This window comes from Alloacidobacterium dinghuense, assembly GCF_014274465.1.
Taxonomy (GTDB): domain Bacteria; phylum Acidobacteriota; class Terriglobia; order Terriglobales; family Acidobacteriaceae; genus Alloacidobacterium; species Alloacidobacterium dinghuense.
Window position 1 is genome coordinate 1,263,597 of the sequence record NZ_CP060394.1, and the last position, 12,487, is coordinate 1,276,083.

Below are 12,487 nucleotides of genomic sequence, written 5' to 3' on the forward strand. Positions count from 1 at the left end.
TGGACGACGCTCACCCATGAGAAGCACGTCTTTACCCAAAATTTCAAGATTCTGTGGCTGAGGGAACTTGTTTACGGAACGGCGATACTGTCCGACGACCCCACCACAGCCACATCAGCAAAGCGATCACGAGAATCAGTGGAACAACCAGAAGACTACCTTCCGGGCCGGTTGCGCCGCCAGTCCAGAGCAACGGCCCGGTCGGATGCTCAGAAAATAAGTGTCCGGCCGCGACCATCCCGCTGTCGGAAGTGCCGTAAAAGTAAGTTTCTCCCCAGTCCCAGGCGGCATGGAAGCCGATAGCCCACCATAGCGAGCCGGTGTACCAGAGGCTGAGGCAGAAAACGAGCCCGATCGCCGCCGCGGCAAAGAGTCCAACCGGAGACTCGCCGGGATTGCTGCCGTGAATGGCGCCAAAAGTAGTTGAGAGAATCAGCGCGCCCCACCAGAATCCAAGACCCCGGGTGAGGGTGTATTGCAGGTATCCACGGAGAAGCGATTCTTCGAAGATTCCCACAAATACAAACGCGACAGCCCACTCCATGGCATATTTCCAGGCAAGCGGACCACCTAACGGTGTCCCATCGAAGGCGAGTAGATGCGATTTCCATAGCGCCGCAACCAGAACGGAGATGGCCGCGAAGCCCCAAAGAAGTCCTGAAAGAAAACGAATGAGCCGGGCCTTCCCCGCATATCCGTAAACCGCAACCGGGCGCCGTTCAATCCTAGACATGATGAACGTCGTCAGCATAACCAGGCAGACCTGGACCATTTCCTGAATCAGCGCGACGTGAGCCGGCTGCGGGGCACCCTGCTCTACGCGGAAATGAATAAAGGTAAAGATGGGAAGGGCCGCAATGAATTCGAGCGCGAGGAAAATGGCGATGAAGATCAGCGCACTCCATCCCGCCCGTATTCCATGAGCACCGATGAAAATCGAGGGTGAATCGCGTTCTGGTTCTGCTGTAACTATCTGGGTGAGTTCTTCCGCCATGCAATCCCTGGGTGTTGGCCTGTGGTACGCGAATCACAGTCGCGTAGTTCAAAACCTATTGTTCCAGATCTGGATTAACTGAGATTTTTGCCCGTGGGGTTAAGTCTGGACGGCCGAGTCCCTTGACATGGAAGGCAGTCCCGGCAATCCTAAGAGATTCCTACGCCGTTTGATTCTTATTTTGGAGCACCCAGATCTTGAAGGTACGTGTTTTCTATCACGACAAGTGTTTTGATGGAGCCTGCTCGGCTTCGCTTTTCGCTCGCTTTCACCGCGAGTGCATCGTCCGCGACGCCGAATATAGCTACCACGGGCTTGTGCATCGCGCGGGTGCTCTGTTCAACGTGGCTGATTTCATCGGGGACGAGAACGCCATTGTCGACTTCAAATATTCCGCGTCGCCCAAAATCACGTGGTGGTTCGATCATCATCTGAGCGCCTTCCTCACGCCGGAAGACCATCAGGATTATTTACAGGGCATGGCCAATGGCAAGTACCCCAATCGCCGATTCTATGACCCTGATTACACCTCATGCACAAGCTTTTTGGCGCATATCGCCGAGACGAAGTTCGGCTTTGATGCTGCGCCTGTTGCTGAGCTGGTGAAATGGGCTGATATCGTTGACGGCGCACTCTACAAGAGTCCACAAGTGGCGGTGGAGATGGCCGAGCCGGCGATGAAGTTGACACTTATCATCGAATCGACGCAGGATTCCGCCTTTGTTCCGCGCTTGATTCCGCTTCTCACCGAAATGTCGCTGGCGGAGGTCTTGGAGCAGCCATTCGTTGCCGAATTATTGCCGCCACTTCTTGATCGGCATCAGGAGGCGCTGAAACTCATACGTGAACGGTCCGAGTCGCAAGATGGGACGATTTACTTCGACATCTCCGATCATCAGCTTGAGGGATACAACAAATTCATTCCGTACTACCTTCATCCTGAGGCGACGTATTCTATCGGTCTCTCAAAGTCGAGCTTCCGCACGAAGGTTGCCGTGGGCTCCAACCCCTGGACGAAAGCCAAGCCGGAAGAGATGGTCAACCTGGCCACGATTTGCGAGCGCTATGGAGGCGGAGGCCATGCGCGCGTCGGCGCTATCAGCTTTCCGCCGGACAAGAGCGATGTCGCGCGCAAGGCGGCGGCTGAGATTGTCGCCGACTTGCGCGCGCATAACCCGGGCAAGTGATCGATGGTTGCGCGATCTGGAACGTGGGCGCTCGCTGCGATCCTTTGCACAATCAGCGCAGGTGCTTTTGGACAGAGCTGGGTCATTGGGCCATTTCTGCGGCCTGCCAGCGGCAATCCAGTGATTACTCCGAATCCCGCCTCAAGCTTCGACGATCCCATACGCCACGCAGCTGTGCACTGGGAAGCTCTTCACACCTTCAATCCAGCAGCTGTTGTTCGCGACGGTAAAGTCTACGTCCTCTATCGTGCAGAGGACGATTCGGGCGAGATGCAGATCGGTATGCACACTTCGCGTCTCGGACTGGCCGAGAGCAGCGACGGTATTCACTTCACGCGCAGCGCGACACCGGTCTTCTATCCGGCAGAAGACACGCAGAAGGATCGTGAATGGCCGGGAGGTGTGGAAGACCCGCGCATCGTCGAATCAGAAGATGGGACTTATGTCCTAACCTACACGCAATGGAACCGAAGGACCTACTCGGTTGGGATTGCAACATCTCGCGACCTGTTGCACTGGACGAAATTCGGGCCGGCCTTTGGCAACGCTGCGCATGGCAGATATGCGAATCTGAAGTACAAATCTGCCGGAATTGTTACCGAGGTTCACAAAGATCGCCTCGTTGCTGCGCGCATTCACGGCAAGTACTGGATGTATTGGGGTGAAGGGGCCATTCACCTGGCCACGTCGACCGATCTGATCCTTTGGACGCCAGTGGAGAATGCACACGGCCAGCCCATCGAACTTTTGCGCCCGCGCGCAGGACACTTCGACAGCACCTTTCCTGAAACCGGACCTCCGCCTGTCCTGACGAAGGCCGGAATTGTGGTCGTTTATAACGGCAAGAATGCCGTTGAAGGCGGCGATGCGGCGATTGGACCAAATGCTTACGCCGCAGGCGAGGCGCTGTTCTCGGCGTCTGATCCAAGACGCTTGCTGGCGCAGACAGACGCGCCGGTTCTGAAACCTGAGCTGCCTTACGAGAGAACAGGGCAGTACGCGGCCGGTACTACGTTTGCGGAGGGGATGGTCTTCTTCCACAAACAATGGTTTCTGTATTATGGCTGTGCAGACTCATTCGTGGCTGTGGCCATTGCTCGTTTCAACAAGTAATTCATCCAATTCAATTTAACTTCTATCCAACGTGCAGGAGGGGTCTATGCATGTAGTTTTATTTGGCACTACCGGAATGATCGGCAGTCGTGTGTTGGCGGAGTTGCTTTCACGTGGACACATAGTGACGGCAGTGGCACGCGACGTTTCGCGCGTTTCGAATGAGCCCAACGTAAAGGCCGTGAGGGGTGATGTGTTGAACTCCGCAGAAGTAGCGGAGATCGCAAAAGGCTCCGATGCGGTGATCAGTTCTTATAGTCCCGGAACGAACACGGAACTCATTGTTGACGCAACCAGGTCCCTCATTGCCGGGCTGGACCGGGCTCGAGTGAAACGCTTCATTGAAGTTGGTGGTGCGGGCAGTCTGTTTGTTGCGCCGAATGTGCGGCTTATCGATGCTCCGAATTTCCCCGATGAGTATAAAGCGATTGCTATTGCTCACGCAGACGCGCTTGAAGTGCTGCGAAAATCCGATCTGGATTGGACCTACTTCAGTCCGGCGGCGTTCATTCAGCCGGGCGAACGGACCGGCAAGTTTCGTTTAGCTGGTGACACGCTTGTGGCGGATGACAAAGGCAACAGCCGGATTTCTGCCGAAGACTATGCCATTGCGTTAGTCGACGAGTTGGAAAATCCCAAGCACATTCGGCAGCGCTTCACCATCGGATACTGATTCGTTCGTAAAGCCCATGGTCTGCTACTTGCCGGCAGCTGTTGGGGCTTTGCGGCTGGGCCAATCGGGTGTACGTTTTTCAAGGAAGGCCCGCACACCTTCCTTGAAGTCTTCTGTCACGCGGGCTTCGGCGTTTGCTGCAATGGCGGCTTCGATCTCGGCATCGAGATGATGGTTGGCGTAGTAGTTGAGCAACCGCTTGGTGGCGTGCATTGCTTCTGGGCTGTTTCGCAGCAGATCTCGCGCCAGTTTTCGCGCCTCGGGTATTAAGTCCTGCTCACCCACAATGCGGGTCACAAGTCCGAGTTCATGCGCCTCTTCTGCCTTGATCAATCGTCCGGTCAGCAGCAGGTCGCGTGTGCGCTTGTCGCCAATCTGGCGTAGGAGAAATGAAGAAACGATGGCAGGGATGAAGCCAATTTTTACTTCTGTGTAGCCAAATTTCGCTTCAGGGACGGAGAGCGTGAAGTCGCAGATCGTGGCCAGGCCCATGCCTCCGGCGATGGCCGCGCCGTTCACGGCGGCAATGGTGGGTTTCTGCACATTGTGCAACGTGCGCATCACCCGGGCTATGTTTTCCGAATCGGCCCGATGCTCGTCGCGTGTCTTGGCCGTCATCGTCTCAAGGTTGTCGAGATCGAGACCGGCGCAGAATGCTGATCCGGCTCCGGTAAGAATGATTACGCCATGATGTGAGTCCGATGCCCCTTCGAGCGCCTCAGTCAGCTCGTGAATCATCTGCGGATTCAGCGCGTTCCGCCGCTCCGGGCGGTTCAAGGTGATTGTCAGTACGCCTTCTTCAGCGTGCGTACGCAAAGTTTGATGATGGCCCATCGTTCGTTCCTCGGAAACAAAGCAGTGTACACGCGAGAGTGGTGCGCAATCTATTGCCGAGTAGGGCCGAACTTTCCAGCGATGCCGTGGCTTGCGGCAAGGAGTCCGTCTAACGGCTGCAGAGCAGGTAGTTCCGCTCCATGACGTTCGAGTTCAGCTACAGCCATCTCGGTGGCGATGTTACCGACCAGCGCATCCTGGGCAAAAGGGCAGCCACCGAGTCCGCCGATGGCCATGTCGAAGCGTCGGCAACCTGCACGATATGCCGCGCTTACTTTCGCCGCTACCTCTTCCGGGCGCGCATGCAAATGCACGCCGATTTCGAGAGTGTCGCTGGCCGAGAGCACAGCGCTGACCAGCCGCGTCACTTCGTCTGGAGTTGCCAGGCCCACGGTATCGGCGAGGGAGATTTGCTCAATACCCATGTCGGCTAACAAGTCGCAGGCGGCAATGACTTCGTCGATGCTCCAGTTGTCCCCGTAGGGATTGCCGAAGGCCATCGATATGTAGGCAACGACCCCAAGGCCTGCCTTGAAAGCAGCCTGACCGATCGTTTCCAGCGCATCGAGCGACTCTTCCGGCGTCTGACCCTGATTCCGTTTGAGGAATTCGGGCGAGATGGAGTACGGAAAGCCTAGGGTGCGGACTGCTTCCGTTGCAATGGCGCGTTGCGCGCCCTTTTCGTTTACGACGATGCCGATGATTTCGACATCATCGGGCGGATCGAGATATTCGAGCACCTGCTCGGAGTCGGCCATCTGTGGCACGGCTTTGGGCGAGACGAATGAGACCGCGTCAATATGTTTAAACCCCGCGGCAACGAGTGTGCGCAGGTAGTCGGCTTTGACTTCGGCAGGAATGCTCTTCGGCAGACCTTGCCATGCGTCGCGGGGGCATTCGATCAGTTTGACTGCTTCGCTCATCGGAACTACCCAATCTACAGAATCTACAGATGCGCGAGCGCGACGACAATGGCGACTGCTCCAAAATGTGCGGCTGCGGCTGCGATGATGGCGGGCAGCATACCTTTTGCTCGCAGAACCAGGGCCATCAGTAATCCATAAAGCGGGAACTGCAGATACATCATTGCCTGCGAGAGCGTTCCGGCGATATCTGTGGGAAACGCCAGCATCGGGTTCTGCACGAGCTGCACCCACGGATACAGCATCCGCAGGGCATCAGGGCCGGCGAGCGCCATCACGCCTGCCGCACGGACGGTCAAGGGCGTGACGAGAATTCCGAGCAGCAACGGCCACCATGTGATCCAACCACGTGCTGCGGCTTTCTTCTTTTTACGCGTGGTCGGCTTACGTTGCGTGGCGGTCGGGCTCATGATTCGAGCATAGCGTTTCGGGTCATGTGCAAAGGTGGAAACTCATCTGCATGAACCAGAAAGCGCACGGGTTTTTGCGTGATACGATTCGCTATGCTTAGAAAATCTCTCCTGTTTGCCGCCTCTGCGGCGTTGTGTGCTTCGCTCCCTGCTCAATCTATACAAGATCGCTTGCAGCGGCTGATGAATACCTCAAACGGCGTATGGACCGAGGATCAGATTGCCACGATGGCGAAGCTGCGCGATGCGGCGATGCAGGATACGTATGCGTTGACCGAGCTGCGGCACCTGACGGACAACATCGGGCCGCGTTTGAGCGGCTCTCCGCAGGCACAGAAGGCCGTGGATTACGTTGCGGCGGAGATGCGTTCTCTCGGAGCAGAGGTCCAGTTGGAGAAGACATCGGTTCCGCACTGGGTGCGCGGCGCGGAGGCGGGCGAGCTGGTTTCCTGGCCGGGAATGGCTGAGGGAACCAAGCAGAAAATTGTGCTGACCGCTCTCGGCGGAAGCGTGGCGACGAATGCGGACGGGTTGGTTGCGGATGTGGTTGTGGCCGACTCCTTTGAAGCGGTGAAAAAGCTGCCTGAAGGCGCGGTTAAGGGCAAAATTCTGCTGTTCAATCACCCTTTCGATAAGCGGCTTGCGGCGCAGGGCGATGGGTTGAATGCTTACGGGCAATCTGTTGTTTACCGGGGCGCCGGGCCTTCGGTCGCCGCGTCTCTTGGCGCGGTTGCGGTGCTGGTGCGCTCTGTTGGAGGCGCAGACTACAGGCTGCCACATACCGGGGCTACGGTGTACGCCGACGGCCTCGAGAAGATTCCGGCGGCGGCGGTGACGGCGGAGGATGCTGACCTGCTGGCCAATCTTACGCAGCAGGGGCCGGTGAAGATGCGGTTGGTGCTGACTCCGCAACGGTTGCCGAATGCGGAGAGCTACAACGTCATCGCCGACTGGAAAGGCACCGAGCATCCGGAGCAGGTGGTCATCGTCTCAGGACATCTTGACTCCTGGGATCTTGGTACTGGGGCGATCGATGATGGGGCCGGCATCGTCGTCTCCATGCAGGCGATACACCTGCTGCAAAAACTGGGCGTTCATCCCAAGCGAACGGTTCGCTTCATCGCGTGGATGGATGAAGAGCAAGGCGGCTCAGGCGCCCAGACGTATGCGCAGGAGCATGCTTCACAGTTGAGCAACCACATTGGGGCGATTGAGTCCGATCTGGGCGCGGGCCATCCGATCGGCATCATGGCGGCAGGCAAACCTGAGCTTGTGGATTGGCTGCGTCCGGTAGGGCATGTGCTGGCTCCGATTGGGGCCGCTGTGGTTGCGCCGAGTCCTGAGGCTGGAGAAGACATCGGCTTTCTTCAAGGGGTGCCGCAGTTTGCTCCGAACCAGGACAGCCGGTCCTACTTCAACTATCACCACACGGCCGCGGATACCTTCGACAAAGTCAATCCGCAGGAGTTGAGCGAGAATGCGGCGGTGGTGGCGGTTCTCGCATATGCGCTGGCGGATTCGGGGAGTCCGGCTCCGCGATAGGTGCTCGTAATCCTCGGGGGTGTACGCTAAATTATTGAATTTAAAGCCTCCGTTTCATATTGGCCGCAAGTATTTGAATCTTCTAGACTTGCGGCTAAGTATTTTGGAATCAATATGCCTTTCGGATCTCTCAGGTTACTATTCCATGCCAGTAACAGGCGTCCTGGTTACCATAAAGTACTCTATAGACTAGGTTTGCACTGTATACAATTGTGTTAGCGAGTGATGTTTGCGAATTGACTCTCCCCCGCTGAAATTGCTGAAAGAGAGGAGTCAAATGCAAGTTGAGCGCACGAATGCCAACGCTTTGGTTGTAAGTAGCCTTCCTGACGGGTCAAGAGTTATTGTTGATTCCCAAAACAACAGAGTTCTGGCCCTAAACGCAACAGCCGGCGCAGCCTGGGACGCATGCAGCGAGCCGACTACACTCTCCGTGCTCACCGAACAAATGCGATCTTCGCTTGGCACGGAGATAACAGAAGAAGTCGCTGAAGAATCGATTCTGCAATTGCAAGAGCAGAATCTGCTTAATTCTTCGACATCGCATCCAAGCCGACGCCGGTTTATTGCGGCATTGGGCACGGTTGCCTTGCCGCTGGTTATTTCATTGACTACCGCGGAGCAACGAGGCTATGCGGAATTTGCACGGTCCGGGGCACCATGTCCAAAACCTGTACGACACGAGAAGCTTCCTATTCAACATAGCCCTGCGCGGCCTGTAAAAGGACCTTTCCGGTTTTTCGAATAGTCAGGATTTCGTGAATTGGAAAAGTCGAGACTAGCGATTCTGGAATTTTCCAGATATCGCCTTTAATGAAAAAGGCCCGTCGCCAAAGACGGGCCTTTCTTTTAATGTTCTATTTCTATTATAGCTGGCTCAATCAGGAAACACGCCAATTCTGCGCTGCTTTTTGAGCTTTGAAATGTGTGGGTTATAAGATTTCTTGCTGATCATCCCCTTGACAAAGGAGAAGCAGGGAAAAGCCCCGGGCTGAAGCCCCTATTGCTGGGATGGTAACGCGGGGCTGAAAGCCCCGCTCTTTCACCGCCGTCCTGCTTCGCAGGACAAGCGGTCCAACTCCAACCTCCGTCAAAGGGATCACCATTGATTTCTGCTGCTCCGGAGCCTGACATCTTTTTGGGGATGGAGACATGGCTCGGTCCTTGGCTGACTTCACTGCCTTGTCGCTGAGAGGAATGCCCCGTTCCGAGGATTAGCTGCCGTCGGGGTAGCCGCCGCGATGGAGGACTACGGGGATAGTGCGGGAGTGCTTTGGGGCGCGGAATTGAGGCTCGCCAGCCTTCGGGGTAGGTTTCGAGTCCGCGAAAGAGCGGCGATTTTTCGGCGGTGGAGTGATAAGCCATGCTGACTGAGGCGGTTTTGCGCGCTTGTCGTCTGGATGGGGTGCGAGATGGATGTATCCCCAGCGCCGCATGCCATCGAGATTGGTGGGGGTGCGCGCGAGTTGTTCCATCTCTGCGACGGTTACGCCCTCTTCGCTGACATATTGCATGCAGTTGCACCACATGACCATGGAGACGAGCCAGGGTTTGGGGAATGGTCCAGGGGTTAAGCCGTGGTTTGTAGTGGAGTGCGGGAGCTGGTGCTCGGATTCGTTGTCGAACTCGATGGTGAAGGCTACCAGCGCGTGTGACAGCAGGGTGGGCAGGGGCAGGCTGTCCATGACTGACATTATCAGCTGTGATGATGGTGACGATGTGAAATGCCGTGGGGCATGGGATAGTAGCTGGTTTGTGGGGGCCGCGAATAAGGTTGCGCGTCGTTGGCACGGCGCGCATCGAGAGTGATCCGCTGCGGTCTTCGACCTGCGCCGATTAGCCTACGGCAGTAAGGTACGCCGTCTCGCGACGGCAATCTTATTCAGAGGGCTGAAGCCCTCTGGTTCTACCTTGAGGTGCTTTTGCACCTCTTTCTGTTTTGTTGATGAAGAGATTTGTGGCCTCCCACCCTTTCGCAAACTGCGCAAAAGGATGGGGCACCCGGCAGCCGCGGTTTGATTGAGGAAGACCCCATCACCCTCATTTCAACAGGTGGGGCACCCCGTTCTTTGGTTAATCGAGAATCTAGGCAACGGTGATTGCGGCTATTTCGTAGTCTTCGACGCGGGGGATGGTGAAGCGCAGGGCTTCGTTTTCGATGTGGAAGGGTATGGTTTGTTCGGCTTTCAAGAGTTCTACGGATTTTGCTTTTACTCCTGCGGGAAGCTTCATGCTTATGGTCTGCGGGCCTAGTGGGTAGGTTGATTGCATCCAGCCGTGGTGCGCGTTCGGGTTGGTGTAGTTGAGCAGATGGATGGCGTAGCCGGGTGCGGTTTCCCATGCGAAGATTTCGATGAAGCCGTCGCCTTCGACGTGAACGATGCTTTCGTCGCGGGTGATCCAGCGGATGGTGTTGTGCATGAGGCGAAGGAGATCGCCGTGGCCGGTGAGCCAGAAGGTGCGCTCGATATCTCCGGGAAACCAGGCGATGCGGCTTGTGCCGGTTTCGCGCAGGACTACGGCCGGTTCGTCGGTGTGGTTGGGAGATGGGTAGGCGAGTTCCGGCGGATATTGCACGAAGCCGGGGACGACGGTGAGGACGGGTTCGGGCACAGGCTTGAGCGGCACGCGGTTCTGCGCGCCGGGCAGCCAGTTGGTGCTGGCGAAGCCTTCGAGGATGGCGTGCGCGCGCTCGATGCGGGCGTAGTAGGCGTTGCCGTTGGTTCCGATGATGTCGCCTGCTTTGCTGATGCCGAAGAGATCGGCGAGGGCGAAGTCGGAGCGCGGTTGCAGGTTTTCGTCGTAGAGGCTGGTTTCGAAGCTGGCCATGATGGATCCGCCGGAGTGGACGTAGTCGCGAATCTGCTGGCACTGGCGGTCGCTGAGCATGGCGATGTTGGGGAGCAGCAGCGCGCGGTATTTGCTGAGCCGTTCGGGTTCGAGCTGATTTTCATGTACGAAGTCGAAGGCGTAGCGTCCGCGCAGCAGTGTTTCGTAGATGCCGTGTGTGGTTTCACGCATGTAGTAGCGTGAGTGTGCGGCGGCGGGGCCTTTGTAGAGCAGTTGTGTGCTCTGGCCTATGACCACGCCGATGTTGGCGATGGAGCGGCGTGTGGTGAGATGCGCGTCGTGCTTTGCGGTCCACTGGAAGTATTCGGCGCCGACTTTTTGCCAGCGGCGGTCTTCGCAGAATCCTGCTTCAGAACCGATGAAGTGGAAGTAAGGAACCATGCCGCTGGCGAGGGTTTCGTTGAGCCACATGTCTGCTTCGGCGGGGTTCTTGGATGCGTTGCGCCAGCGCACACTGCCGGTGGAGTATCCGGCGGTGACGTTGGCGGCAAACTTTCCGTTCTGGACGGCGTTGCAGACGCGGCCCTGGAGGCTGCATCCCCAGACGGCGGGGTCGTCGGAGGTGCGGCCCTGGTTGTCGGCCTGGAACCATGCGGCGATTTTGCCGAGGCGGTCGAGGTCGGGTCCGGCGTGGACGTTGCCGCCGAGGTTGGCGAAGAAGAAGCTTTCGGAGTTTTTCTCTTTCGCGATGGCGTCGTATTTTTGCCAGAGATCGACGAGGCGGTCATTGAAGGCATGCCAGTAGGCAGTGGTGTCATGCGGCGGCAGCTTGCTGCAGATGGCGCAATGGCATTCGGGGAGGCTGCCGATGGGCGGCCATCCGTTTGTGTAGAAGCAGTCGACGATGTAGAGCGAGTTGATTTCGCGCATGATGGCGGGCACGTAGTCGTCCATGTACGTGGAGAACATGCAGGTCTTGAAAAGGTGCGGCTCTTCGGTGTTGAACTGAACGGAGCCGTCCTTATTGCGCATGGCCCATTCGGGGTGCGCGGCGAGCGCGTCCCCCCAGTTGAGATCGGGACTCATGCGGGCGACGACCCGCATGTCGCGTTTCTTTGCCGCGGCGACGCACTCGCCGAAGAAGTCGCGATTGTTGAGGAATTTTCCGTGGCGGTGGAATGGGACTTTGGATGGATAGAAAGCGAGAATGCCGGTGACGCTGATGAAGACGATGCCGGCCCCGGCGGAGTGCCAGTAGTTGGCCCACTCTTCGATGTTCATCACGGCGGGATCGTGCTCGGTCATGTTGCTTTGGCCGACGCGGCGGATCTTTTTCTGCCAGGGTTCGGTGGCGGGATCGGGTGGAGTGAGGCGCGGTGGCAGAGTGACGAGATTCGGCACGGATGTTGCTTCGCTGGTTGTTTGCGCGGGGAGGTTGATGTCGAGGGCGGCCACGAGCGGGAGCGCGGCTGCTCCGGTCTTTAAGAAGGCGCGGCGATTGAGCATCAGCGAATTCCTTTTTTCGTCTGCGGAGAAAGTGTAACGGCGGGGCTGGTCGGGAACGAAACCGAATGCGGACTTCAGCGACGTGTTCGGTGAGCGAAGATCCGTCTTTTGCGCAGCTCCCAGGATGCGCATGCGAGGAGTGTCCAGACGGCGCTGGCTGTGGCGATTACCATGATTGGATTGTGCGCGGGCAGCATGCGCCAGACTACGAGCGCGAATCCGAAGAGACCGATGCAGCCGAGGGCGGCTCCCGCAGAGTCGATGCTGGCGGCCATGCGGCCGCGGTTGGCGCCGTTGTGGCCAATTGCGGCTTTGCGGCGTTTCTCGTGGGTTGCAATGAGAGTCGCACTGGCGGGGAAGATAGCGGGGAAGGCGAGAAAGAGGCCGCCAATGGCGGGTCCGAAGCGGGTGGCGATGAGTCCGGCTGCGGCGGTGACCAGTCCACCGAAGAGAAATCGCATGAAGTACTCGTGAGGCTTGGTATCTCTGAGCGCGGAGAATTTGATGTCAACCAT

12 protein-coding genes are annotated in these 12,487 nt (G+C 57.4%); 5 read left to right on the forward strand and 7 right to left on the reverse strand.

Features of this window, described 5'->3' with window-relative positions; genetic code table 11:
- Positions 1-43 precede the first annotated feature (43 nt).
- Positions 44-994, reverse strand: coding sequence for a CPBP family intramembrane glutamic endopeptidase (locus tag H7849_RS05095; protein ID WP_186744688.1), 951 nt, complete (start codon positions 992-994; stop codon positions 44-46).
- A 197-nt stretch (positions 995-1,191) separates the two neighbouring features.
- Here H7849_RS05095 and H7849_RS05100 point away from each other — a divergent pair, with 197 nt between their 5' ends.
- Genes H7849_RS05100 through H7849_RS05110 form a run of 3 tightly spaced genes read left to right on the forward strand, consistent with a single transcriptional unit; the run spans position 1,192 to position 3,967 of the window.
- Complete coding sequence (locus tag H7849_RS05100; RefSeq protein ID WP_186744690.1) at positions 1,192-2,181, forward strand: phosphoesterase; 990 nt, start codon at positions 1,192-1,194, stop codon at positions 2,179-2,181.
- A 3-nt stretch (positions 2,182-2,184) separates the two neighbouring features.
- Entirely contained in the window at positions 2,185-3,294 is a 1,110-nt protein-coding gene (locus tag H7849_RS05105; protein ID WP_186744692.1) for a glycoside hydrolase family 130 protein, read from the forward strand.
- A gap of 46 nt (positions 3,295-3,340) precedes the next feature.
- Positions 3,341-3,967: an NAD(P)-dependent oxidoreductase gene (locus H7849_RS05110; RefSeq protein WP_186744694.1), complete on the forward strand. Its 627-nt coding sequence runs from the start codon at positions 3,341-3,343 to the stop codon at positions 3,965-3,967.
- A 24-nt stretch (positions 3,968-3,991) separates the two neighbouring features.
- On the opposite strand, the gene H7849_RS05115 is transcribed toward H7849_RS05110, so the two are convergent.
- Genes H7849_RS05115 through H7849_RS05125 form a run of 3 tightly spaced genes read right to left on the reverse strand, consistent with a single transcriptional unit; the run spans position 3,992 to position 6,134 of the window.
- Positions 3,992-4,801 carry an enoyl-CoA hydratase/isomerase family protein gene (locus H7849_RS05115; RefSeq protein WP_186744695.1) on the reverse strand — a complete coding sequence of 270 codons (810 nt, stop codon included), beginning with the start codon at positions 4,799-4,801 and terminating at the stop codon, positions 3,992-3,994.
- A gap of 50 nt (positions 4,802-4,851) precedes the next feature.
- Entirely contained in the window at positions 4,852-5,724 is an 873-nt protein-coding gene (locus tag H7849_RS05120) for a hydroxymethylglutaryl-CoA lyase (RefSeq protein ID WP_186744697.1), read from the reverse strand.
- 23 nt (positions 5,725-5,747) lie between these two features.
- Complete coding sequence (locus H7849_RS05125; RefSeq protein WP_186744699.1) at positions 5,748-6,134, reverse strand: hypothetical protein; 387 nt, start codon at positions 6,132-6,134, stop codon at positions 5,748-5,750.
- A 183-nt stretch (positions 6,135-6,317) separates the two neighbouring features.
- On the opposite strand from H7849_RS05125, the gene H7849_RS05130 reads away from it, so the two are divergent.
- Positions 6,318-7,676 (forward strand): M20/M25/M40 family metallo-hydrolase, encoded by a 1,359-nt coding sequence (locus tag H7849_RS05130; protein WP_251106619.1) that lies wholly within the window; start codon positions 6,318-6,320, stop codon positions 7,674-7,676.
- A 277-nt stretch (positions 7,677-7,953) separates the two neighbouring features.
- Positions 7,954-8,424: a PqqD family protein gene (locus H7849_RS27310; RefSeq protein ID WP_186744703.1), complete on the forward strand. Its 471-nt coding sequence runs from the start codon at positions 7,954-7,956 to the stop codon at positions 8,422-8,424.
- Between the two features lie 466 nt (positions 8,425-8,890).
- On the opposite strand, the gene H7849_RS05140 is transcribed toward H7849_RS27310, so the two are convergent.
- The 3 genes from H7849_RS05140 to H7849_RS05150 all read right to left on the reverse strand — a co-directional run bounded on the left by H7849_RS05140 (position 8,891) and on the right by H7849_RS05150 (position 12,487).
- The gene (locus H7849_RS05140) at positions 8,891-9,361 is read right to left on the reverse strand and encodes a hypothetical protein (protein ID WP_186744705.1); all 471 of its coding nucleotides are present in this window, start codon (positions 9,359-9,361) and stop codon (positions 8,891-8,893) included.
- Positions 9,362-9,761: 400 nt separating this feature from the next.
- Positions 9,762-12,104, reverse strand: coding sequence for an alpha-amylase family protein (locus tag H7849_RS05145; RefSeq protein WP_186744706.1), 2,343 nt, complete (start codon positions 12,102-12,104; stop codon positions 9,762-9,764).
- Complete coding sequence (locus H7849_RS05150; RefSeq protein ID WP_186744708.1) at positions 12,047-12,487, reverse strand: DUF3147 family protein; 441 nt, start codon at positions 12,485-12,487, stop codon at positions 12,047-12,049. Before H7849_RS05150 ends, H7849_RS05145 begins: the two co-directional genes overlap by 58 nt.

Coding starts and splice junctions, on each gene's coding strand:
- H7849_RS05125 (WP_186744699.1), bottom strand. CDS start 6,134: ATGAGCCCGACCGCCACGCAACGTAAGCCGACCACGCGTAAAAAGAAG.
- H7849_RS27310 (WP_186744703.1), top strand. CDS start 7,954: ATGCAAGTTGAGCGCACGAATGCCAACGCTTTGGTTGTAAGTAGCCTT.
- H7849_RS05130 (WP_251106619.1), top strand. CDS start 6,318: ATGAATACCTCAAACGGCGTATGGACCGAGGATCAGATTGCCACGATG.
- H7849_RS05150 (WP_186744708.1), bottom strand. CDS start 12,487: ATGGTTGACATCAAATTCTCCGCGCTCAGAGATACCAAGCCTCACGAG.
- H7849_RS05105 (WP_186744692.1), top strand. CDS start 2,185: ATGGTTGCGCGATCTGGAACGTGGGCGCTCGCTGCGATCCTTTGCACA.
- H7849_RS05145 (WP_186744706.1), bottom strand. CDS start 12,104: ATGCGCATCCTGGGAGCTGCGCAAAAGACGGATCTTCGCTCACCGAAC.
- H7849_RS05095 (WP_186744688.1), bottom strand. CDS start 994: ATGGCGGAAGAACTCACCCAGATAGTTACAGCAGAACCAGAACGCGAT.
- H7849_RS05140 (WP_186744705.1), bottom strand. CDS start 9,361: ATGGACAGCCTGCCCCTGCCCACCCTGCTGTCACACGCGCTGGTAGCC.
- H7849_RS05115 (WP_186744695.1), bottom strand. CDS start 4,801: ATGGGCCATCATCAAACTTTGCGTACGCACGCTGAAGAAGGCGTACTG.
- H7849_RS05110 (WP_186744694.1), top strand. CDS start 3,341: ATGCATGTAGTTTTATTTGGCACTACCGGAATGATCGGCAGTCGTGTG.
- H7849_RS05120 (WP_186744697.1), bottom strand. CDS start 5,724: ATGAGCGAAGCAGTCAAACTGATCGAATGCCCCCGCGACGCATGGCAA.